Annotated in this window: 23 protein-coding genes; 17 read left to right on the top strand and 6 right to left on the bottom strand. The window is 66.3% G+C overall.

The features are described from left to right. Positions 1-29 precede the first annotated feature (29 nt). Together ASG64_RS10860 and ASG64_RS10855 are read left to right on the top strand one after the other, a co-directional pair. Positions 30-434: a DUF6992 family protein gene (locus ASG64_RS10860; protein WP_042573806.1), complete on the top strand. Its 405-nt coding sequence runs from the start codon at positions 30-32 to the stop codon at positions 432-434. Between the two features lie 267 nt (positions 435-701). Further along, a complete protein-coding gene (locus ASG64_RS10855; protein WP_056073531.1) occupies positions 702-1,970 on the top strand; it encodes a DUF4185 domain-containing protein in 1,269 nt (422 codons plus the stop codon). On the opposite strand, the gene ASG64_RS10850 is transcribed toward ASG64_RS10855, so the two are convergent. Both ASG64_RS10850 and ASG64_RS10845 read right to left on the bottom strand, forming a co-directional pair. Next, the gene (locus ASG64_RS10850; RefSeq protein WP_156388352.1) at positions 1,971-2,294 is read right to left on the bottom strand and encodes a hypothetical protein; all 324 of its coding nucleotides are present in this window, start codon (positions 2,292-2,294) and stop codon (positions 1,971-1,973) included. It abuts the gene before it with no gap. Between the two features lie 10 nt (positions 2,295-2,304). Continuing rightward, positions 2,305-2,763, bottom strand: coding sequence for a DUF3558 family protein (locus ASG64_RS10845; protein ID WP_056073527.1), 459 nt, complete (start codon positions 2,761-2,763; stop codon positions 2,305-2,307). 714 nt (positions 2,764-3,477) lie between these two features. Here ASG64_RS10845 and ASG64_RS10840 point away from each other — a divergent pair. Genes ASG64_RS10840 through ASG64_RS10830 form a run of 3 tightly spaced genes read left to right on the top strand, consistent with a single transcriptional unit; the run spans position 3,478 to position 6,209 of the window. Next, entirely contained in the window at positions 3,478-4,863 is a 1,386-nt protein-coding gene (locus ASG64_RS10840) for an acyl-CoA dehydrogenase family protein (protein ID WP_056073525.1), read from the top strand. A gap of 42 nt (positions 4,864-4,905) precedes the next feature. Next, the gene (locus ASG64_RS10835) at positions 4,906-5,424 is read left to right on the top strand and encodes a DUF2243 domain-containing protein (RefSeq protein WP_056073523.1); all 519 of its coding nucleotides are present in this window, start codon (positions 4,906-4,908) and stop codon (positions 5,422-5,424) included. Beyond that, positions 5,421-6,209, top strand: coding sequence for a cytochrome c oxidase assembly protein (locus tag ASG64_RS10830; protein ID WP_056073521.1), 789 nt, complete (start codon positions 5,421-5,423; stop codon positions 6,207-6,209). Before ASG64_RS10835 ends, ASG64_RS10830 begins: the two co-directional genes overlap by 4 nt. On the opposite strand, the gene ASG64_RS10825 is transcribed toward ASG64_RS10830, so the two are convergent. Next, positions 6,157-7,071 carry an alpha/beta hydrolase gene (locus tag ASG64_RS10825; protein WP_056073519.1) on the bottom strand — a complete coding sequence of 305 codons (915 nt, stop codon included), beginning with the start codon at positions 7,069-7,071 and terminating at the stop codon, positions 6,157-6,159. The two genes, ASG64_RS10830 and ASG64_RS10825, sit on opposite strands and share 53 nt — an antisense overlap. A gap of 71 nt (positions 7,072-7,142) precedes the next feature. Here ASG64_RS10825 and ASG64_RS10820 point away from each other — a divergent pair, with 71 nt between their 5' ends. Then, positions 7,143-7,673, top strand: coding sequence for a TetR/AcrR family transcriptional regulator (locus tag ASG64_RS10820; RefSeq protein WP_056073517.1), 531 nt, complete (start codon positions 7,143-7,145; stop codon positions 7,671-7,673). A gap of 103 nt (positions 7,674-7,776) precedes the next feature. Continuing rightward, positions 7,777-8,178, top strand: coding sequence for a (R)-mandelonitrile lyase (locus ASG64_RS10815; RefSeq protein WP_056073515.1), 402 nt, complete (start codon positions 7,777-7,779; stop codon positions 8,176-8,178). A 3-nt stretch (positions 8,179-8,181) separates the two neighbouring features. Here ASG64_RS10815 and ASG64_RS10810 read toward each other — a convergent pair whose 3' ends face one another. Then, on the bottom strand, positions 8,182-9,189 hold the full coding sequence (locus tag ASG64_RS10810) for an alpha/beta hydrolase (protein ID WP_056073513.1): 1,008 nt from the start codon (positions 9,187-9,189) through the stop codon (positions 8,182-8,184). 48 nt (positions 9,190-9,237) lie between these two features. Here ASG64_RS10810 and ASG64_RS10805 point away from each other — a divergent pair, with 48 nt between their 5' ends. The 3 genes from ASG64_RS10805 to ASG64_RS10795 are packed head-to-tail and all read left to right on the top strand — an operon-like array spanning position 9,238 to position 12,866. Next, positions 9,238-10,083 carry a tryptophan 2,3-dioxygenase gene (locus ASG64_RS10805; RefSeq protein WP_056073510.1) on the top strand — a complete coding sequence of 282 codons (846 nt, stop codon included), beginning with the start codon at positions 9,238-9,240 and terminating at the stop codon, positions 10,081-10,083. Beyond that, a complete protein-coding gene (kynU, locus tag ASG64_RS10800) occupies positions 10,080-11,285 on the top strand; it encodes a kynureninase (RefSeq protein WP_056073509.1) in 1,206 nt (401 codons plus the stop codon). The genes ASG64_RS10805 and kynU overlap by 4 nt, the downstream gene beginning before the upstream one ends. Positions 11,286-11,345: 60 nt before the next feature. Beyond that, complete coding sequence (locus ASG64_RS10795; protein ID WP_056073507.1) at positions 11,346-12,866, top strand: alkaline phosphatase D family protein; 1,521 nt, start codon at positions 11,346-11,348, stop codon at positions 12,864-12,866. Between the two features lie 4 nt (positions 12,867-12,870). Here the strand turns inward: ASG64_RS10795 and ASG64_RS10790 are convergent, their stop codons facing one another. Further along, positions 12,871-13,563, bottom strand: a complete 693-nt coding sequence (locus ASG64_RS10790; RefSeq protein ID WP_056073505.1) for a TerD family protein — start codon at positions 13,561-13,563, stop codon at positions 12,871-12,873. A gap of 242 nt (positions 13,564-13,805) precedes the next feature. Between ASG64_RS10790 and ASG64_RS10785 the strand changes: the two genes are divergently transcribed. Next, positions 13,806-14,255, top strand: a complete 450-nt coding sequence (locus ASG64_RS10785; protein ID WP_042573789.1) for an Hsp20/alpha crystallin family protein — start codon at positions 13,806-13,808, stop codon at positions 14,253-14,255. A gap of 101 nt (positions 14,256-14,356) precedes the next feature. Continuing rightward, positions 14,357-15,232: an SCO6745 family protein gene (locus ASG64_RS10780; protein ID WP_056073503.1), complete on the top strand. Its 876-nt coding sequence runs from the start codon at positions 14,357-14,359 to the stop codon at positions 15,230-15,232. Between the two features lies 1 nt (position 15,233). Here ASG64_RS10780 and ASG64_RS10775 read toward each other — a convergent pair whose 3' ends face one another. Then, on the bottom strand, positions 15,234-16,226 hold the full coding sequence (locus tag ASG64_RS10775; RefSeq protein ID WP_235579572.1) for a sugar-binding transcriptional regulator: 993 nt from the start codon (positions 16,224-16,226) through the stop codon (positions 15,234-15,236). Between the two features lie 166 nt (positions 16,227-16,392). Between ASG64_RS10775 and ASG64_RS10770 the strand changes: the two genes are divergently transcribed. From ASG64_RS10770 to ASG64_RS10750, 5 genes are all read left to right on the top strand, one after another. Next, a complete protein-coding gene (locus ASG64_RS10770; protein WP_056073500.1) occupies positions 16,393-17,232 on the top strand; it encodes an MIP/aquaporin family protein in 840 nt (279 codons plus the stop codon). A 31-nt stretch (positions 17,233-17,263) separates the two neighbouring features. Then, complete coding sequence (glpK, locus tag ASG64_RS10765; RefSeq protein WP_056073498.1) at positions 17,264-18,775, top strand: glycerol kinase GlpK; 1,512 nt, start codon at positions 17,264-17,266, stop codon at positions 18,773-18,775. After that, positions 18,772-20,481, top strand: a complete 1,710-nt coding sequence (locus ASG64_RS10760) for a glycerol-3-phosphate dehydrogenase/oxidase (RefSeq protein WP_056073496.1) — start codon at positions 18,772-18,774, stop codon at positions 20,479-20,481. The genes glpK and ASG64_RS10760 overlap by 4 nt, the downstream gene beginning before the upstream one ends. 72 nt (positions 20,482-20,553) lie before the next feature. Beyond that, a complete protein-coding gene (locus ASG64_RS10755) occupies positions 20,554-21,912 on the top strand; it encodes a TrkH family potassium uptake protein (protein ID WP_056073494.1) in 1,359 nt (452 codons plus the stop codon). After that, positions 21,905-22,570, top strand: a complete 666-nt coding sequence (locus tag ASG64_RS10750; protein WP_082518389.1) for a potassium channel family protein — start codon at positions 21,905-21,907, stop codon at positions 22,568-22,570. The genes ASG64_RS10755 and ASG64_RS10750 overlap by 8 nt, the downstream gene beginning before the upstream one ends. Positions 22,571-22,573 lie beyond the last annotated feature (3 nt).

The raw sequence follows: 22,573 nt of genomic DNA, 5'->3' as shown, positions 1-22,573 counted from the left end.
GTCACGGTCTCGCCGGGCACACTGGTCCCATGACTCCTGCTCGCGATGTTGCACAGAAGCTCGGCCGTCGATTGGCGTGGTGGGGCGGCGCGAGCGTCGTCGGCGGAACGGTTGCCGCTGTCGCCGGGCCGAGTTCCGCGGTCCGCGCGTTCGGGCTGCAGTCGGCGGGGTGGGGAGCCATCGATCTCGCCATCGCCGGCATCGGGGCAGCACGGAAATCCGAGGTCGAGGCCGCGAAGCTCCGCAGGACTCTGTGGATCAACACCGGCCTCGACGTCGTCTACATCGCTGTGGGCGCCCATCTCGCGTATCGGACGCCGTCGTTCACGGGCCGGCTGACGCGTGACGACGCCATCGGTCACGGCGCGGCGGTCGTCGTGCAGGGCGCCGCCCTGCTGGTGCTGGACAGCGTGCACGCGCGGCAGCTCGGATAGCTGATTTCGGCGCCGATGTGCGCCGAGTGCCACACTGGGAAGTCGAGGTCGCCGACCGACGCGGGCCCTCGTGCCGGTGCGTTCGTCGGGGGCGCACCGGCCCCTCCCGCCTAGAGTTTCTCCTGCGGCGAATCGCATCCATGTAATTCACGAAAGTCAAGAACCGACACGACCGACCGGTTGCGGCATGCCTTTTTGTCGGTAACACTCACCACATCAGTCACACGTGTCACGTGAGCAACACAGACGATCGGTGGGGGTCGGAACATGCACGGACTTACTCGGCGGATTGCAGTGGGGGCTGCGGTCACCATGGTCGTCAGCGGAATGAGCGTGCTCGCCGCGCCGGTCGCATCCGCGGAGCCGTGCGGTGGACTCGGTGGGCCAGGGTCGTCGATCCTCGGCAACTTCTTCGGCAGTAGCGGTTCGAGCGGCGGTGGTGGCAGCAACCCGCGGGGGACGCAGCAGCCCCTCGCGCCGATCCGCAGTGCGAACACGCAGTCCGTCGGGTGGGTGACCGGTCCCGTCAGTGCCAACAACACGTACGACCGATTCGGCATCTCCGGCACCGACCTCGGCATCAGCTGGGACAACGGCGCCGGTCAGACGTTGATGGCCTTCGGCGATTCGTTCGGCAACTGCTCCGTGAGCGGCCAGCAGTGGCGCAACAACCTGCTCCTACGTTCCGACGACTCCAACCTTGCCGACGGCATCACCATCCCGGACGCCGTCCCCGGCAACACGTCGTCGGGTTCGGTCGTAACCTCCGATGCGCCGCGCTACTCGAGGCAGATCGTGCCCAGTCTCGGACTTCCCGAGGTCGAGGCCACCACGATTCCCACGGCGGCGATCGCCATCGACGGGGTGCAGTACCTGAACTACATGTCCGTGCAGAGCTGGGGAGCTCCCGGACGTTGGGTCACCAATTTCTCCGCCATCGCGGTCTCCCGCGACAACGGTCAGACGTGGGCTACGGATCCGTTGACGATCCGCGTCAACAAGGGCGTCACCATTCCCGGTGTCGCGCAGGTCAACGAGGCCAACGGCAGGTTCCAGATGAACGCCTACGCGAAGGGTCGCGACGGCTTCCTCTACCAGTTCGGAACGCCCAACGGCCGCTTCGGAGCTGCCTTCGTCGCGCGAGTGCAGCCGGCCGACATCCTCGACCTGACCAAGTACGAGTACGCCACCGGTGACCCGGTGGCCCCCTGGTCGACCAAGGTCGAGGATTCGAAGAAGGTCGTCCAGGAACCGGTCAGTGAGCTCAGCGTGGCCTGGAACGACTACTTGCAGAAGTACGTGATGCTGTACGGCGACGAAACGCAGGGGTCCATCGTCGCGCGCACGGCTGTGAACCCGGAAGGCCCGTGGAGCGGCCCGACCACCTTGCTCGGACGTGGCGAGACCGTCGGCGGCGTCTACGCGCCGTACATTCATCCGAAATCGAGCGGCAGCGACCTCTACTTCACCGCGTCCCGTTGGTCGGACTACAACGTCATGCTGCTGAAGACCAACCTCGACGCACTGAAGGGGTAGTCAGCGCGGAGCTGTGATCCTCTGCGCCACAGCATCATCCGTCGCGACGTAGTTTCTCCCGATCGCGGTGAACGTGGCTGCCAGGTTGGTCGCGACGGTGATATGTGCCTGGAGCATGGCCGACAGGCTCCCCGGTCCACCTACCGCCAGTTCGGAATACTTCTTCTGCAGGGCGATGCCTGAGGGGAGGGTCCCGAACCCGCCTGCGCGGTGCAGTTCGGCCGTGGTCCGCTGGATCGCGGCCACAGCCTGCGCGAATTCGAGGCATGCCGTGGCGCAGTGGTCGGCCGCGTCTGTAGTCAAGCTGAGATGGTTGATGCTCATCGCGTTGTCCTCACTGTGGAACTGCATGGTTGAGCGCATCGGCTATGGAACGCGACAGCTCGCATGCGTCGCCGGTCGATCGGGCATCTCCCGCTCTGCTCACTTCGAATTCCACGGCTCCTTGTGCCACTTCGAACGACGTGAAGCAGGACAAGCCGGTCGTGGCGTTTTCTTCGAAGTACGAGATGGCCGTGCGTCCTTCGATCGGCCAGTCCACAATCTGCCGCGCATTCTGACTAGACCTGATTTCATCCAGTGAATTGCCGGTCGAAAGGACGGTTAGGTAAAACCAGTCCTGCCGGAAGGTGCAATAGCGCCACTTGTTGTCCTCAAGCCCGACGGAACGTACGTCGACAACCGTCGGATCCACCCCGGCTGCTTCGATCGCTTCACTCGGGATAGTGCACGGATCCCACAGCTCGGCGACCGGTGTTCCGGCGACACCGGTCGAGCACCCGCCGGTCAGCACGACCGCCGTCGCGGCTAGGCCAGCTGCTCGAATCCATCGCACACCATCTAAGACGCGCCGCGCGGGCAACCGGTTCCGTAGTCGGGTTGGCCGGCGATGCCCAGCTCTGTCGGCGAAGATTGTGGACTTCAGACCCCGGTTTCCGGGGTCCAGGTTCCACTATCGGGCTGGACTGTCCCAGGTTTGCCCAGTCGTCGGACACGGCCGCCCCCACGCTGGTTGTGGACTTCTGCCACCGCTGAGCAGGGGTGGACGCCCACAATCGAGCCGCACGGACCCCAACTGCGGGCCAGCTCTGTCGAACAAGGATTATGTACTTCAGACCCCGGATTCCGGGGTCCAAGATCCACTTTGAGCTTGGACCGTTGCCAACGTTGTCCACTCTCGGACACCGCCACGCTACTGCCACCGCTGGGCGGTGGTGGACGTCCACGATCGAGCTGGACGAATACCCCACAGCGGGCTAGCTCTGCCGACAGAGATTGTGTACTTCAGACCCCGGTTTCCGGGGTCCAGGTTCCACTATCCGGCTGGACTACGCCCAACGTTGTCCTACTCGTCGGACACCGCGACGCTTCTGCCCCCGCTCAACTGGGTCAGAAGCCCACGAACAGGCCGGCCCGAGCCGACGGGTCCCGACCGGGCAGACAAGTGACGTGTAACACTCGCCCTATCCGGGTATGCCTGGGCCAAACGAGGTCCTGGGGGGACATCATGAGCTTCGATCTGACACTGACGCCCGCGCAGCACGAGCTGGTCGGCAGGGCGCACGATTTCGCCGAGAACGTGGTGCGACCCGTCGCGCAGCATTACGACAAGGAGCAAGAGTTCCCGTGGCCGGTGCTGCAGGAAGCGGCGCGGGCGGGCTTCTACTCGCCACTCTTCTACCGCGACCTCATCGGTGATCCGACGGGTCTGTCCCTGCCGGTGTTCATGGAGGAACTGTTCTGGGGTTGTGCGGGAATCGGTCTCGCGGTGGTGATGCCGGCGCTCGCGCTGTCGGCCATCGGCCAGGCGGCGACTCCGGAGCAGATGCTCGAATGGGCACCGCAGTGCTTCGGCACCCCGGACGATCTGAAGTTGGCAGCGCTCGCCATCTCCGAACCCGAAGGCGGCAGCGACGTGCGCAACCTTCGGACGACGGCGCGGCAGGACGGCGACGACTGGATCATCGACGGCCACAAGATGTGGATCGGCAACGGCGGCATCGCGGACGTCCACGTCGTCAATGCCAACGTCGACCCCGAACTCGGCCACAAGGGCCAGGCGCTCTTCATCGTCCCCGGCGGGACGCCCGGCCTGGAACTCGTACGCAAGCTCGACAAGTTGGGGTGCCGTGCATCCCACACCGCGGAGCTGAAGTTCAACAGTGTCCGCATCCCCGGTGCGAACCTCCTGGGCGGCCTCGACAAGCTCGAGCACAAGCTGGCCAAGGCGCGCGAAGCGGAGAAGACCGGAATCAGAGGTCGCTCCGCCACTCTCGGCGCACTCGAGCAGACACGACCGATGGTGGCCGCTCAGGCACTCGGAATCGCCCGTGCCTCCTTGGAATACGCGACGAAGTACGCCAACGAGCGTGAGGCGTTCGGGTCCCCGATCATCGACAACCAGGGCATTGCCTTCCCGTTGGCGGACCTCGCGATGCGTATCGACGCGGCGCGACTGTTGACGTGGCGCGCGAGCTGGATGGCGGCCACGGGTGTCGCTTTCGAGCGTGGCGAGGGCTCGATGGCCAAGCTTGCCGCCACGGAGGTCGCCGTTGCGTCCACCGAGCGGGCGATCCAGACGATGGGCGGGTGGGGCTACATCACGGACCACCCCGTCGAGAAGTGGTATCGAGACGCGAAGCTCTACACCATCTTCGAGGGGACCAGCGAGATCCAACGCGTCGTCATCAGCAACGCGATCGCGCAGCAGGACGGTGCGCCGCCGCTGCACGTGCAGATGGATCCGGACGGGTCGGCGCTGAACAAGGCGTTCGGCCGTGGCACCGAGACGCGGACCAAGGTCATGGACAAGGCGATGGCGGCGAAGGACAAGGTTCCCGAGCCCGTGCTGCGGGGTGCCATGAAGTTCCTGCAGCCGCCCAGCCGGAAGTAGCCCGACCGTTTCGACGACCGTGCGCCGGGTACTGCCCTGCGCATGGTCACCTCGGAACGCCCACAAGGCGCCGTGCCCGACCATGGAATCGCCCTGCCCGGCATCGTGCTCGGTGTGGGCTTGGGCGGTTTCGTCGACGGGATAGTGCTGCACCAGATTCTGCAGTGGCACCATCTGCTGAGCAGTTCGGGCGACGACAACATCGGCCTGCAGCCCTATCCCGTCGACACCGTCCACGGCCTTCAGATCAACCCGCTGTGGGACGGTCTCTTCCACACGGTCACCTTGCTCGCTGTCCTGCTGGGTCTCGGACTGCTGTACTCGCGTGTCGCAGGATCTCGCGGACGGGTGTGGGCGTCACGAGTGCTGTGGGGGTGGGTCCTGGTCGGCTGGGGCTTGTTCAATCTCGTCGAGGGGATAGTCGACCACCACGTCCTCGGGATTCACCATGTCCGGAGTGGGCCGAACCAACTGTGGTGGGATCTCGGCTTCCTCGCCCTCGGTGTCCTCCTGATCGCCGGCGGCTGGCTCCTGCAGCGCGGCGCACGTCGATCGCGATGATGCTCGCGCACGACACCCATCACGGCAGCGGTGGTCTCGGACCGGTCGTGATCCTCGTCGTGGTGGCAGCCGTGTATGTCGTTGCGGCGGAGCGCTGCAGGCATCAGCCGCGGGGATGGAACCCGTGGCGCACGGTGAGCTTCCTCGTCGGCATCGGGCTCCTCGTCCTCGCCGTGGTCCCTGCACTGTCGCCCTACCCGGACGGCGACTTCCGCGGCCACATGCACCAGCACCTGCTTCTCGGGATGTACGCGCCGTTGGCGCTGGTTCTCGGTGCCCCGATGACGCTGGTGCTGCTCTCGGTGTCGCCGCCGAACGGCCGTGCCATCGGCCATGTCCTGCGCTCGCGGCCGGTGCACGTGATAGCGAACCCGATCGTCGCGCTGGCCCTGAATCTCGGCGGTCTCGCGCTGCTGTACTTCACCCCGCTCTACGTGGCGACGACACAGAGTGCCGCGCTGCACCTGCTGGTGCACGTGCACTTCTTCCTCGCGGGGTATCTGTTCGCGTGGGTGATCGCCGGCCCCGACCCAGCACCGCATCGGCCTTCGGTACCCACCCGACTCTGGATACTCGGGGCAGCGATTCTCGGCCATGCCGTCCTGTCGCAGCTCATGTACGCGGGACTCCTCGTGCAGATCCCGGTGCCCGCCGATCAGCGCCAGGGCGCCGGCGAGCTGATGTACTACGGCGGCGACATCGCCGAACTTCTTCTGGCGCTGGCGCTTCTGCTCACCTGGCGACCGGCACGACGTCGCGAAGAAACGCCAGCTGGTCGGCGATGATCCGGGGGAAGAGCGGCTCGACGTACGGATCGAAGTGACCACCCTCGTACGTCACGACGGTGGCGCGCGGGATCTTTCGTGCGGTGCGCAGCGCGACGTCCGTGGGAGTGATGGCGTCCTCGGTAACGATCTGGACGAGGGCGGGGCACGTGATGTTCGCGGCGGTCTTCCCCGGTGAGTACAGGCCGATGTGGAGAAGGATGCGGGCGGCGACCGTCTCGGGGTAGTCACCGGTCTGCAGTCCCGACGCGTCGAGAAGACGGTCACGTCCGACGGCGGCGTCGGGCGAGACCATGGCGGCGAGGGCACCGGGTTCGCCGATCGAGTCGATGTAGCGTGGCTCGCGACCGAGGAGTCCCCGCACCTGATCCGAGAGGGCCGCCGGTGCGAGACGCAATGTCTGGCGCAGGCCGGCGGAACGCACGGCGGCGACGCCGTCAACGTGCGGGACCTGCGCGATGATGCCTGCCAGGCGTTCGCTCGTGCCCGCCAGAGTGAGGACGTGGCCACCGCCGAACGAGGTTCCCCACGCGACGACGCGGTCGGCGTCGACGCCGTCGAGTCGCCGGGCGAAGGCCAGCGCGTTGCGCCAGTCCTCGAGCTGTCTGCGCACGTCCAGGAGCTGTCGCGGAGTTCCTTCGCTGTCGCCGAAGTGCCGGTAGTCGAACATCGCGACGACGTAGCCGGCCTGCACGAACTGGTCCGCGTAGGCGGGGAGGCGCAACGCGCGCACCGATCCGAAGCCGTGGGCCATGACGATGATCGGCGCGGAACCGTCGAGCCCGGCAGGTCGGAGGACCGAGATCGCGCAGCGATCGGAACCGGAGTCGAACCACAGGTCGTCGCGAACGGTGTCAGGCATGCGGGCTCCTCTTGATTGACGTTCAAGAAATGTAGCAGCGTCTTGATCGAGCATCAAGATAAGGTGACCGCATGCCTCGGAACAGACGTCCGCAGGATCGAGCGGAGAAACGCGCCGAGATCGTCGACGCCGCGACGGCCCTGTTCGTCGATGCCGGATTCGACGGCACCCCGCTGAGCCGGATAGCGCAGAGCGCCGGCGTCACGCCCAACACCATCTACTGGTACTTCTCCGACAAGGACGAACTGCTCGTCGCCGCCCTCACCGAGATCACGGCGACGGCGTTGACGCTCTTCGCCGAGTTGGAGGTGACGTCCCCGCAGGAACGGTTGACGTGGGTGGTCACCGAGCTCGAGCGCTACCACCGACTGGTGGACACCGTGCACGCCCGCGCTGCGGTATCAGCACCAATCGACGAGTGGCACAACGGGTTCCATGCCATGGCCGATGCGCTGGTCGCGGAGGAGCTGCGACATGTCGGCGTCGCCGAGGAGCGGATCGACGCGCGGACCAAGGTCGTCGTGTTCGCCGTCGAGGGCATGCTGACGCATCCGCAGAGCGCTGCCGACAAGGCTGCGATCGTGGACGCCCTCTTCGCCTGACCTGTAGAGGGTGCCCTCCCGAGGCACTCCTCGGCAGGGACTTCTCCCGTGGACCGGCACCGCGAATGCTGGACACCAGCACCACCGACGAGAGGAACCGCGCATGCAGATCACCCGAAGCTCGATCGCGACCACCAAGGGTCCGGCCGACTGGTTCACCGGCGACGTCTACATCGACGCCGTTGCCGCAGCTCCGGCCCCGTCGCGGGTCTCGGCTAACCTGGTCCACTTCATGCCGGGGGCGCGTACGCATTGGCACCGCCACTCGCTGAGTCAGACGGTGTTCGTCACCGAGGGCGTCGGTCTGTGCCAGCGGCAGGGTGGGCCGGTCGAGGTCATCCGTCCCGGCGACCGCGTGCTGTTCGAGGCCGACGAGGTGCACTGGCACGGCGCCGCGCCGGATCGCCTGATGGTGCATCTCGCCATCAACGAGGGCGACGAAGAGCACGACGTCGTCGTGTGGATGGATCCCGTCACCGACGCGGAGTACACCGCGCACGAGTGACGATCAGCGGGGGAGACGTCCCTCGATCCGCTCCACGATCGCGGGCCAGATCTCCGACCGCGGGTCGACGACACTGAAGTGGTCTCCGGGGCCTTCGACAAGCGTGACATCTTCACCTGCGGCCGATGCTGCCGTGACGTACTCGCGGCCGATGTCGTTCAGGTTCGGATCGTCCGACGCCGCGACCACCACGATCTGCGGAACCCCGAGTGGCAGTCGCGCTCTGGGGGACGACTCGGCGTGAGCATCCGTGTACCGCGAGCCGAGGGCAGCACGCACCGCGCCGTCACCCAGGCCGCGGTCGTCGGCGATCTGTAGGTCGAGGACTCCGGCGAGACTCACGGCCAGCGCGGGACGGGCGTCGGCGGCCCAGCGCAGCGCGAGCTGCCCTCCTGCGGAATGGCCGATGACGGCCTGCGCACCGGCGTGCTCCAGGGCCGCGGCGACATCCGCCGTCGTCGTCTCCCACCCGTGTTCGTCGGGTGTGCGGTACTCGACGTTCCAGGTGGTGTAGCCGCGGTCGGTGAGATCGATGGCCGCCGCATCGAGGGAATCCAGTCTCCACGGTGCTCGCCAGTACCCGCCGTGGATCAGCGCGACGACCGGCCCGCCGGTACCGCGCACCTCGGCGAACTGTTCGGAGTGCTCCCCGTACGACTCGACGGTCGCCGGGTGCAGTCGGTGATGGTGAATCCTGTCGACGGCGTAGCGCAGCCCGCCGAGTCCGCGGCCACGGATGTGCGCGTGCAGCCCCGGCGAGAGGTCCGTCGCCACGTAGCCGTAGTCGACACGCACCACACACCGGTCGCTCGCCTGCGTGTCGACGCGTCCGCCCGGGGCCGGGACCACGATCACGTCACCGGATGCCACGGAGACGTCGTCCGACACGTGGACCTCGCCGATGGCGCCGCGCGCGGCGAGCGCGGACTGCACCAGGTCGGTCACCGTGCCGAGGTCTCGAACGGTGTCCGGGTGCAGGACGACGTCGATTCGTTCCGAGGAATCGCTCATCCTTCGAATCTACGTCCTAGGCTCGGGGGAATCGACGGAAGAGGAGCAATGGACGAGCGCGCCATCGAGAAGGACATCGTCACGGACTTCCGCGAGCGGATGAGTTACGGGGCGTACCTCGATCTCGGTACCCTGCTCGCAGCTCAGAAGCCGGTCAGCGTTCCCGAGCACCACGACGAGATGCTGTTCATCATCCAGCATCAGACCACCGAGCTGTGGTTCAAGCTGGTCCTGCACGAACTTCTTGCGGCGCGCGATGCGTTCGACGCGGACGACCTCGGTTTCGCGCTCAAGTGTGTCGCCCGGGTCAAGCACATCCAGAAGACGCTGACCGAGCAGTGGTCGGTGCTCGCGACGCTCACGCCCACCGAGTATGCCCAGTTCCGCGGCTTCCTCGGAAACTCCTCCGGGTTCCAGTCCGCGCAGTACCGCGCGGTGGAATTCGTGCTCGGCAACAAGAACGACGCGATGCTCACGGTGTTCGAATCCGACGCTACTGCAACCGATCTGCTGACTCGGGTGCATCAAGAACCCAGTGTCTACGATGCGTTGTGGCGCTGCTTGGCACGTGCCGGCCACGACGTCCCGGCCAGTGCGCTGCACCGCGATGTCACCGCGCCCTACTCCCGCAACGACGACCTGATGCCGCTCATCACGCACGTCTACGAGAATCCGACCGAGAACTGGTCCGCCTACGAGGCATTCGAAGAATTCGTCGACCTGGAGGAGAACTTCCAACTGTGGCGGTTCCGGCACATGCGCACGGTGCTCCGGACGATCGGATTCAAGTCGGGCACCGGGGGTTCGACCGGTGTCGGCTTCCTCCAGCGCGCCCTCGAACTGACGTTCTTCCCCGAGTTGTTCGCCGCACGCACCGAGATCGGACGTTCATGACCGCAGCAGACCTCGACGCACAGGATCCCCTGCGTGAGTACCGTTCTCGATTCCACACGGACGACGCCGATCCCGTCGTCGCCTACCTCGACGGTAACTCGCTCGGTCGGCCCACGACGGCGAGCATCGAGCGCGTCACCCGTTTCATGGCGCAGGCGTGGGGCGGCAGGTTGATCCGTGGATGGGACGAGGAGTGGTTCGATCTGCCGATCACGCAGGGCGACAGGCTCGGCCGCGTTGCGCTCGGTGCGGCGGCCGGGGAGACCACCATCGGTGACTCGACGACGGTCATGCTCTACAAGATCGCCCGCGGCGCCGCAGCGTTGCGACCGGGACGCACCGAGATCGTCCTCGATCGCGACAACTTCCCGACCGATCGTTACGTCCTCGAATCCATCGCATCGGAGCTCGGTCTGACGCTCGTGTGGATCGAGTCGGACCGTAGGTCGGGCGTTCGGACCGCCGATATCGCTGACGTCGTCACCGAGCGCACGGCGTTCATCCTGCTCAGCCACGTCGCCTACCGTTCCGGCTTCCTGGCGGACGCCCCCGCCGCCGCGCGCGTTGCCCATGACGTGGGTGCCCTGCTGATACTCGACCTGTCGCACTCCGTGGGATCGGTGCCGCTGCACCTCGACGAATGGGGCATCGACCTCGCTGTCGGATGTACGTACAAGTACCTGAACGGCGGGCCCGGCTCGCCGGCGTTCGCGTATGTCCGGCAGGAGCACCAACAGCACTTCGATCAGCCGATCTGGGGTTGGATGGGCCGCGCCGACGCCTTCGCCATGGAGCAGGGATACGAGCCTGCGGCGGGTATCCGACGCGTCGTCAGCGGGACTCCGCCGGTGCTCGGCATGATTGCCATGCAGGACACGCTCGAGATGATCGACGAGGTCGGCATGAGTGCTATCCGCGCCAAATCCGTTGCGCTGACGGAGTTCGCGCTCGAACTGGTCCGAGAACACCTCGTGCCTCTCGGAGTGGAGATCGCATCTCCGGAGGACTCGGCGGAGCGAGGGGGACACGTCACGCTGGATCACCCCGACTTCCGCGAGGTGACGGCGCGGTTGTGGAAGCGCGGCGTCATCCCCGACTTCCGGGCACCGCGCGGGATTCGACTGGGACTGAGCCCGCTGAGCACCAGTTTCGAGGAGGTGCACGTCGGCGTGCTTGCCATCGCGGACGAACTCGGTCGCTGACAGCCGACTGTCCTCCCGGGAGACACTGCGCGTTCACGTCGATCCGGCACCGTGCGAGCCATGCAGATGTCGAGACGATCCCTGTTCCGCTATGCAGCGCTCGGCGCAGCAGCCTCGCCCTTGCTGGCCTGCAACACCGGTCCAGCGTTGGTTCGCGCTCGCCCGACGCTCACCCACGGCGTCGCGAGCGGTGACGTCCGGGCCGACGGTGCGCTGGTCTGGGCTCGGTCGGACACGCCCGCGACGATGGTCGTCGACACGTCGGCCACCGACGCGTTCTCCTCCGTCACGACGACGCGGGGACCTCTCCTCACACCGCAGTCCGACGGCACCGGCGTGCTGCGACTCACGGGTCTGCCGGCGGGGCAGCGAGTGCACTATCGCGTGACGCTGGAGGGCGAGGACGGCGCCACGTCGGAGCCCGTCACCGGGGTGTTCTCCACGGCTCCCGACAGCCCGTCGAACATCCGCCTCCTGTGGGGCGGTGACACGGCCGGTCAGGGTTACGGGATCAACCCCGACATCGGCGGCATGACCATCTTCGGCGCGATGGCCGATCGGGAACCGGACTTGTTCCTGCACAGCGGCGATGTCGTCTACGCCGACGGTCCGCTCGAGGAGAGTGTCGCGTTGCCCGACGGCCGGGTGTGGCGGAACACGATGTCCGAGGCCAAGTCCAAAGTCGCGGAGACCCTCGACGAGTATCGCGGGCAGTACGCGTACAACCTCACCGACGACAACTACCGACGCTTCAACTCCTCGGTCGCGCAGGTGGTGCAGTGGGACGATCACGAGACCGTCAACAACTGGTATCCCGGTGAGATTCTCGACCTCGAGCAGTACACCGTGAAAGATGTGAACCTGTTGTCGCAACGGGCCTTGCAGGCATTTCACGAGTGGCTTCCCGTCGCTCCCGCCGAGGCCGTCGACGGGCGGGTGTACCGGAAGATCGCGTACGGTCCGCTGCTCGACGTCTTCGTGTTGGACATGAGGAGCTACAAGGACGCGAACAGTGCCAACACTGCCGCGACCGGGGAGATTCTCGGAGATGCTCAGCGGCGGTGGCTGATCGACGAGTTGTCCCGCTCAACCGCCACCTGGAAGGTCATTGCCAACGACCTTCCGCTGGGACTCGTGGTGCCGGACGGGAAGACCGCGCAGGAGGGCGTCGGCAACGGGGATCCGGGTGCCCCGCTCGGTCGGGAGACCGACATCGCGCAGGTGCTCACCGCGATCGATCGGAACGACGTCACCGGCACCGTGTGGCTCACCGCAGACGTGCATTACACGGCGGCGCATCGGTATTCACCCGAGCGCGCCGCCTACCAGGAGTTCCGCGAGTTCTGGGAGTTCGTCAGCGGGCCTCTCAACGCGGGTGCGTTCGGGCCGAACGACCTCGACTCCACCTTCGGCCCGGAGGCTGTGTTCGTGCACGCACCCCCGGAGCCGAATGCCTCACCGCTCGATACCTTCCAGCACTTCGGGGAGGTGCTGATCGACAAGGACTCGCGGTCGCTGACGGTGAACCTGTGCGACGGAACCGGCGCGGTGCTGTTCACACAGGTGCTGCCGGCTCCCTGACCGGCTACTTGCGCCCGGCCGCCCACCGCATGCCCCAGCCGTACTTCTTGTCCAGGTCCGCCTGGCTGCCCTGGATGTACTCGACCTCACGGGTGACCGTGATGCCCTGACCGGTGTTCTGGATCAGCGCGATCGAGCAGATGCGGGCGGAGTTGTTGTCGGAGTCCAGACGCACCTCCACCTGCGGGCCGCTGGTGGGGAACAGCGTGACGACGCCGTCGACTGCGGCCCAGTTCGGGGCGCCGTCGTAGATCATCGCGAAGATGAGGATCCGCTTGAAGACGTCGGGCCGCGCGAGGTTGATGTGCATGTTCTCGCCGCCCGTGACGGATCCGGAGCGGTCGTCGCCGTCGAGCTGGATGAACGGTGCGCTCTCCAGCGCGCCGAAGCTCTTGCCCAGTGCCTGGATGACTCCCTTCGACCCGTCCCCCAGCTCGTAGAGGCAGCCGAGGTCGAGGTCGACCCCACCGGTGCCGTACGACGCGGCGGCGAGCTTGGCCAGGAAGCCCTTCTTCTTCGGCTCGGGTGCGGCCGCGCCCTGCGACCAGTTGAGGTTGACGCGCATAGCGCCCTGGCTCTCGCCCTTCTTGGCCAGGTTCACCGTCGGCGCTGCCTTCGACAGAGTCACCTTCCTCAGATTGACGCCGCCCGCCGCCGGGGCGGGGGTGGACGGCCTTTTGGTGTAATCGATCGCCATGGGTGAGAGGCCTTTCTTCCGGAAACGGCGGTGTCCGTTTCGCGCACTTCCATCAGCCTAGCCGCCGGGCGGGCTCCGTACCTGTCGCTCACCAGTCCTGCTCTGCGAGTGCATCTTCGGGACAAAAATCTTCGAGAAAGTACTTGGCACTCTCCGGTGCCGAGTGCTAAATTGGGTGTCACGCACAGAGGAGCCGGGCATGACGGGCTCGGTATCCACGAGATATCAGGAGGTGTGTTGCTGTGCTTCGCTTCGATCCTTTCCGTGACCTCGACGCCATGACCTCGAGCTTGCTGGGAGCCGGGTCGGGCACCGACCGTTCGCCGCGGTTCATGCCGATGGATCTGTACAAGGTCGACGACCACTACGTCCTCGACGCAGACCTTCCGGGTGTGGATCCGGGCTCGATCGACCTCGATGTAGACCGTGGGACCCTCACGGTGACGGCCCACCGTTCGGCACCGAGCGGCGACTCCCGGCAATGGCTCACCTCGGAGCGCTTCACGGGCACCTACCGGCGTCAGCTCGCGCTGGGTGACGGCATCGACACCGAGCGCATCACCGCGTCGTACGACAACGGTGTTCTCTCCGTGCACATCCCGCTGTCCGAGCGCGCCGCGCCGCGCAAGATCAGCATCGCGCAGGCCGAGAACACCGGTGAGCAGACCTCGCTCGAGGCATCGGCGTCCTGACACCGCATTCCGGACAGCGCTGGGCACTCCCACCAGGGAGTGTCCAGCGCTGTCGTCGATTCGGGGGTCCCGCGGTACACCGCGCCCAGTAGGTTCGACCCATGACCGACTCCACGGCAGCTGCCCACGCCCGCGCTGCGTACCGCACGTTCGAGCCATTCCATATCTCGGCCTACTTCAACCCGGAACTCGGGAATGCAGGGAAGGACACCGGCCTCGACGGACACGCCTGGTACGTGGGCTCCCGGGCGCAGCCGATGGGACCGTGCGCGGCCGACGTCGTCGCGGCCGCGTTCTACAGCTTCAGCCCGGTGCTCGTCGGGCGCGCCTGGCCGGCCGCGGTCGCTGCCGGCCTCGACGCCGTCGCCGAACGCCGATGGGCGGCGCTGGACACAGTTCTCGGACAAGCGTTGGGCGAGTCGTCAACCGACCCGGGCCTCACGTCGCTGGCCGACCGCCTGCACGGCATCGGCGACACGCTGACCTTCGCCGGCCGCCCACTGTCCGCAGCGTGGCATCAGTCGTCGGCGCCCGACGTCCCGCACCTGCAGCTGTGGCACGCCATCGCGGTTCTGAGGGAATGGCGCGGGGACGGCCATCTCGCGGCACTGCTCGATGCACAGTTGGACCCGGTCGAGGCGTGCGTCTTCCACGAGGCTCAGCACCCCGAGCCCGGTGCGCGGCGCGTGCTGGGACGCCGCATCACACAGCTGACGCGCGAGTGGTCGGACGAGCAGTGGGACTCCGCGGCCGAGCAGCTCGCCGCGCGTGGTCTGCTCAGGTCAGCCGACGGCGTCGAGACCCTGACGGACGACGGCGTCGCACTCGACCGCCACATCGAGGACCGGACCGACATCATGGCGTCCGCGGCGTGGCGTGGTGTCAACGATGCGGAGGAGCTCATCTCCTCCGCACGGCCCTACGTCAAGGCCGTCATCTCCGCAGGGATTCTGCCCGGGACGAAGAAGAAGGGCTGACCTACGCCTGCAACAGTGTTGCCGCGCTGAGGTCGTCGATCACGAGGTCGGTGACGATCTTGCCCGCGAGGGCGGCTCGCAGTGCGGTGAGCTTGTACTCGCCCGCGACGATGCACACCCGCCGTGGAACAGCTTTGAGCCGGTCGAGTCGTGGGCCGCTCGCGCGATCGTTCAGCGCGATGCGGTCGTAACTGCCGTCGGAGCGGAGGAAGACGGTGGCGATGTCGCCCACGACTCCGTCCCGGTCGAGTTCGTCGAGATCCGACTTCTCCAGGTAGCCCGCGCTGTAGACGTGGCTCGGCACGGCGCCGCCGTGGACGCCGATGCTGAACACTGCGAGGTCCATACGCTCCTGCAGATCCAGAACGCGCTTGATGCTGCGTTCGCGCCAGAGCATCTGCCGAGTCTCCGGGTAGTCGAAGAACGCCGGAACCGGAAATCCCTGCGGCAGAGCGCCGTACGCGTCGGCGACAGTGCGGACGATGTCCGTCGCGTAGGACACTCCGGTGGTGCGTGTGTTAGCTGCGCCGTTGAGTTGAACGACATGCGAGTTGTGTGTGCGCTTCGGAGCGAGGTGTCGACTGACCGCGCTCAAAGTTGTACCCCACGCAACGCCCATGACCATGTCGGAGGCGAAGAACGTCGTCAGCAGTCGGCCCGCGAACATGGCGACCCGGTCGAGGCGATCGACGTCGCTCACCGTCTCCGGAACAGGCACGACGTGAGCTCGCACGCCGTAGCGATCGGCGAACGCGCGCTCGAGGCCGGGCGCTTGGCCCAAGGCAGTGCTGATCTTGATCTCCACCAGTCCCGACGTGCGGGCGAACGTGATGAGGCGGGACACCGTGCTGCGGGAGACACCCATTTCTCGGCCGATCGCCGCCATCGTCAAGTCCTGGAAGTAGTAGAGCCGCGCGGCCTGCACGGCGTCCGTGGTGCGCGGATCCGTCGCGTCGGGGATCAGGTGTTCCCCGTACATGTTCAGCTCCGACACCACCTCACGCTAAACCATGATCCGGCCACTTCGGTACCTGGATCGAGTCGCATTTGCACATATGTGCACGCGCTTTGCGCCGACGTGCATGTCACCTAGCATTGCCTTCACCGAGTTCTTATGGCGTGCATCACAAATATGCACCACAACTACCAGGAGGCTGTGCATGGCGGACAAGCGCGCGAAGTGGGGGTTGCCGGCAGAAATGGCAGCCGAATTCGCGGGAACGATGATCCTCATTCTGTTCGGTGCCGGCGTCGTCGCGCAGGTGGTCTCCGGTGGTGAGACGGGAAGCCTCGGCGACCACGACTCCATTGCCTGGGCCTGGGGCCTGGGTGTCATGTTCGGCGTCTACGTCGCCGGCCGCGCTACCGGCGCCCACCTCAATCCCGCGGTCACGCTGTCCTTCGCGTTGTTCCGAGGCTTCGCGTGGTCGAAGGTCGCGCCGTACGCCCTCGCTCAGACACTCGGCGCCTTCGTGGCCGCCTTGCTGGTGCGGTGGAACTACAACGACATGCTCAACGCGATCGACCCCGAGCACACAACTGCCACCCAGACGATCTTCTCGACGCTCCCGGGTAACGGCACGCTGCCCGTCAGCCTCGGCTCCGCGCTGATCGACCAGATCATCGGCACCGCGATCCTGCTGTTCCTCATCGTTGCCGTGACCGACACCCGCAACAGCCCGCCCCTGTCCAACATGGCGCCGCTCATCATCGGATTCATCGTGGTGGCCATCGGCTTCGCGTGGGGCACCAACGCCGGATACGCGATCAACCCGGCTCGTGATTTCGGACCCCGCCTGGCGTCGTTCATCACGGGATACGGTGGGGCATGGCGAGATCAGTACGGAAGCCTCTACTTCTGGGTGCCGATCGTCGGGCCCATCATCGGCGGCCCGATCGGCGTGCTGCTCTACGACAACCTGGTGGGCCGGTTCCTGCCGGCCGATCCCGACGGCGACGACGAGCAAGAGCCCAGCCGTCTGCCCGAGAAGTCCGCGTGATCGTCCACTCCACTACCCAGGAGAACCACTCATGACCGAAACCCGTTACGTCGCAGCGATCGATCAGGGCACCACCTCGACCCGGTGCATGATCTTCGATCACAAGGGCACCGTCGTCGCCGCCGACCAGCGCGAGCACAAGCAGATCTTCCCTCAGGCAGGTTGGGTCGAACACGACGCCGTCGAGATCTGGAACAACGTCCGTAGTGTCTCCGCGGGCGCACTCGCGGCAGCCGACCTCACACCCAAGGACATCGCGGCCGTGGGCATCACCAACCAGCGCGAGACCGCGCTGGTGTGGGAACGCTCCACCGGCAAGCCCGTCTACAACGCCATCGTCTGGCAGGACACCCGCACCGACCGCATCGTCACCAAGCTCGGCGGCGGTGACGCGAGCAAGTACACCGCGAAGACCGGTCTGCCGCTCGCGACCTACTTCTCGGGGCCCAAGGTCAAGTGGATCCTCGACAACGTCGAGGGTGCGCAGGAGAAGGCCGACGCCGGCGAGCTGTGCTTCGGCAACATGGACACCTGGGTCCTGTGGAACATGACCGGCGGTACCGACGGGGGTCTGCACTACACCGACCCCACCAATGCCTCGCGCACACTGCTCATGGACCTCGACACCCTCGCCTGGGACGAGAGCATCTGTGCCGACATGGGCATCCCGATGTCCATGCTCCCGGAGATCCGCAGCTCGTCCGAGGTGTACGGCAACGTCCGCGAGCGCGGTTCGCTCAGCGGTGTCCCCATTGCCGGCATCCTCGGCGACCAGCAGGCGGCCACGTTCGGCCAGGCGTGCCTCTCGCCCGGTGAGGCGAAGAACACCTATGGCACAGGCAACTTCGTGCTGTTGAACACAGGTACCGACAAGGTGATGAGCAAGAACGGACTGCTCACCACGGTCTGCTACAAGATCGGCGACCAGCCGACGGTGTACGCCCTCGAGGGTTCCATCGCCGTCACCGGATCGCTGGTGCAGTGGCTGCGTGACAACCTCGGAATGATCTCCACCGCAGCGGATATCGAGGTCGACGCGCGCTCCGTGGACGACAACGGCGGCGCCTACTTCGTGCCCGCGTTCTCCGGTCTGTTCGCTCCGCACTGGCGCTCCGACGCCCGCGGCGCCATCGTCGGACTCACCCGATTCGTCAACAAGGGCCACTTGGCGCGAGCCGTGCTCGAGGCCACCGCGTACCAGACACGCGAGGTCATCGAGGCCATGAACGCCGATTCGGGCGTCGACCTCGAGGTGCTCAAGGTCGACGGCGGTATGGTGGTGAATGAGCTGCTGATGCAGTTCCAGTCCGACATCCTCAACGTGGATGTCGTCCGGCCGGTGGTCGCAGAGACCACTGCACTGGGCGCGGCGTACGCGGCGGGCCTTGCTGTCGGATTCTGGGCGAGCGAGGACGAGATCCGCGAGAACTGGGCCGAGGACAAGACGTGGACACCGTCCATGGATGACGCGGAGCGAGACAAGCTCTACGCCGGTTGGAAGAAAGCCGTCACACGAACACTCGATTGGGTCGATGCCGAATGAATTCCACCACAACAGCTCTCAGCCCCGAAGCCCGCAAGGAAGCACTCCGACGTCTCGCCACCGAGGAGATGGACATCCTCGTCATCGGCGGCGGTGTCGTCGGGACGGGCGCTGCACTCGACGCGGTCACCCGCGGTCTCAAGGTCGGTCTCGTCGAAGCGCGTGACTACGCCGCCGGGACATCCAGCCGGTCCAGCAAGCTGTTCCACGGTGGCCTGCGCTACCTCGAGCAGTTCAACTTCGCGCTGGTGTTCGAGGCGCTCAAGGAGCGGTCGCTGGTCCTCAACGACCTGTGCCCGCACCTCGCACGCCCCGTGCCGTTCATCTATCCGCTCGAGAAGATCATCGACCGGCCGTACGTCGGCCTCGGTATCGGTGTCTACGACGTGATGGGCGCTGGCCGCGGAGTGCCCTCGCACCACAAGCACCTGGGCAAGAAGAAGACGCTGGAGTCCTTCCCGTCGGGCAAGCGCTCCGCCATCCGCGGTGCCGTGCGCTTCTACGAGGGCCAGGTCGACGACGCCCGCCACACCATGATGATCGCCCGCACCGCGGCGGCGTATGGAGCGTTGTGCGCCAACAGCACTCGCGTCACCGGCTTCCTGCGTGAGGACGACCGTGTCATCGGCGTCGTCGCGACGGACCTCGAGTCGGGTGAGTCGTTCGAGATCCACGCCAAGCAGGTCATCAACGCTGCCGGTGTGTGGACCGACGAGATCCAGGAGATGGTCGGCGGCCGCGGTCAGTTCCAGGTTCGTGCGTCCAAGGGCGTGCACCTCGTGGTGCCGCGCAACCGCATCAACAGCTCGACGGGCATCATCACCCGCACCGAGAAGTCGTTGCTCTTCGTGATTCCGTGGGGGAGCCACTGGATCATCGGCACCACCGACACCGACTGGAAGCTCGACCTGGCGCATCCCGCGGCCAGCAAGAGCGACATCGACTACATCCTCGGGCACGTCAACAAGCTGCTGCAGGATCCGCTCGATCACAAGGACGTCGTCGGTGTCTACGCCGGCCTCCGTCCGTTGCTGTACGGCGAGTCCGACTCCACCAGCACGCTGTCCCGCGAGCACGCCGTCTCCAGCCCCGTGCGTGGCCTCACCGTCATCGCCGGCGGCAAGTACACGACGTACCGGGTCATGGCGAAGGACGCGGTCGATTCCGCGGTGCACAACATGGAGCGCAAGGTTCCGGAGTGCGTCACCGAGAAGATCCCGCTCGTCGGTGCCGACGGCTACTTCGGCGCCTGGAACTCCCGTCAGCTCGCGGCCGAGCGCGCCGGGATGCGTGTCGGTCGGATGGAACACCTGCTCGGGCGCTACGGCACCCTGGTCGGTGAGGTTCTCGAGCTGATCGATCAGAACCCGGAGCTCGGCAAGCCCCTGGAGAATGCACCGGACTACCTCAAGGCCGAGGCCGTCTACGCCGCGAGCCACGAGGGTGCGCAGCACCTCGACGACATCCTGACGCGGCGCATCCGCGTGTCGATCGAGTTGGCCGACCGCGGCGAAGCCGCCGCATCCGAGGTCGCCGGACTGGTCGCACCGATCCTCGGGTGGGACGAGCAGCACGTGTCCGACGAGATCGAGCACTACCGCAAGCGCGTTGCGGCAGAACGCGAATCGCAGGCACAGCCGGACGACGAGACCGCCGATGCCGCACGGCTCGGGGCTCCCGACGTGCGTGTGGGAGTCGGCGGCTGAGAGCCGAGGTGCGCACCCGCTGCAGTCTGCAGCGGGTGCGCGCGGCGCTGCAGTAACGTGCCTCCGGTGACGATGAGCTCGAACCCGGAACCTCGTCGGGCCGCCCGGGCGGTGTTGACCCCGTTGCGGTTGGTGGCTCTGGGCTTCGCCGCCGCCATCGCAGTGGGCACTCTTCTCCTACTGCTGCCCGCGGCGACTCAGGTGGACAAGAGCACGGATGTGCTGGGCGCCCTGTTCACTGCGACGTCGGCGATGTGTCTGACCGGCTTGATCGTCGTCGACACCCCCACGCACTGGTCGGGTGCAGGGCAGGGCGTCATTCTCGCGCTCATCCAGATCGGCGGCTTCGGCATCATGACGATGGCGTCGCTGGTCGGCCTCGTGCTCGCCGACCGCATCGGCCTCCGCGGACGCCTCAATGCGGCCGCGGAACTCCGTACATCCGGTCTCGGCGACGTGCGCAGCGTCGTGGTCGGCGTTGTGCGCACTAGTGTGCTGATCGAGGCAGCGGTCGCCCTGTGTCTCGCGGGTCGATTCGCCATCGGGTACGACGAGCCACCCGGCCGCGCCCTCTGGCTCGGCATCTTCCATTCCGTCTCGGCGTTCAACAACGCCGGCTTCGCGTTGTTCAGCGACAACATGATCGGCTTCGCCACCGATCCCTGGATCTGCGTACCGCTTCTCGTCGCCGTCGTTCTCGGCGGAATCGGTTTCCCGGTCTTGTTCGAGGTGGCCCGACACGTCCGAGGACGCACCCGTCGCCGGTGGACGCTACACACCCGGCTGACCGTGACGGCCACAGCGATCCTGCTGGTTCTCGGCCCGGCCCTGGTGTTGGTGCTGGAATGGTCGAACACTCTGTCCGAGCGCGGAATCGGCGGCAAGCTGTTGGTGGCCGCGTTCCAGGGCATCATGCCGCGGACCGCCGGTTTCAACAGCATCGACTACGCCGACGCCGACAACGCGACGTTGCTGGTCACCGACGTGCTGATGTTCATCGGCGGTGGCAGTGGCGGTACCGCAGGCGGCATCAAGGTCACCACCTTCGCCATTCTGCTGTTCGTCATCATCGCCGAGGTACGCGGTGATCGCTCGGTCACGATCTTCGACCGACGCATCGACTCCCGGGTGCAGCGCCAGTCGTTGACCGTCGCCCTCGTCGGTGTCGCGCTCGTGATGGTGCCTGTCGTGGTACTTCTCGCCGCGACCCCGTTCGACCTGGACGTACTGCTGTTCGAGGTGGTGTCGGCCTTCGCCACCGTGGGCCTCTCGACAGGTATCACCGCGCAGCTGCCGGGGTGGGGGCAACTGATACTCGTCCTCCTCATGTACCTGGGCCGCATCGGCTCCATCACGCTGGTCAGTGCGCTTGCGGCACGCGAACGCGATCGGCGATACACACTCCCCACAGAGAGGCCGTTCATTGGCTAAGAAGCCGTCATCCGACGTCGTCGTGGTCCTCGGGCTCGGGCGCTTCGGTAAGTCCCTGGCGCTCGAACTGATGGCTCAGGGTGCCGAGGTGCTCGGCATCGACTCCGACGAGGCTGTCGTGCAACGGGTCTCCGATCGCCTCACCCACGCTGCGGTCGCGGACACCACCGACGAGGAAGCGTTACGGCAATTGTCGGTGCACGAATACGACCGCGCAGTCGTCGGTATCGGATCCGATCTCGAGGCGAGTCTTCTCACCGCCTCTGCCCTGATCAACCTGTCCGTGGGCAATGTCTGGGCGAAGGCGATCAGCAACGCGCATGCCAAGATCCTGACCCAGATCGGTGTCCACCACGTGGTGCGGCCCGAGCACGACATGGGCAAGCGCGTCGCCCATCTGGTGCGCGGTCGCATGATGGACTACATCGAATTCGACGACGGGTTCGCCATGGTCAAGACGACTCCCGCTCGGTTCCTCGTCGGTCATCGACTCGGGGACACAGCGGTGCGCACCAAGTACAAGGTCACAGTCGTTGCCGTGAAGAGGCCGGGCGAAGGGTTCACCTACGCCACGGCCGACACCGTGATCGCGGAAGACGACATGGTGATCGTCTCCGGTCAGGTGCGCGACACCGAGCGATTCAGTGAGCTCACGTGACGG

Source organism: Rhodococcus sp. Leaf247 (genome assembly GCF_001426185.1).
Classification (GTDB): Bacteria; Actinomycetota; Actinomycetes; order Mycobacteriales; family Mycobacteriaceae; genus Rhodococcoides.
This window is presented reverse-complemented; position numbering and strand designations above follow the sequence as displayed.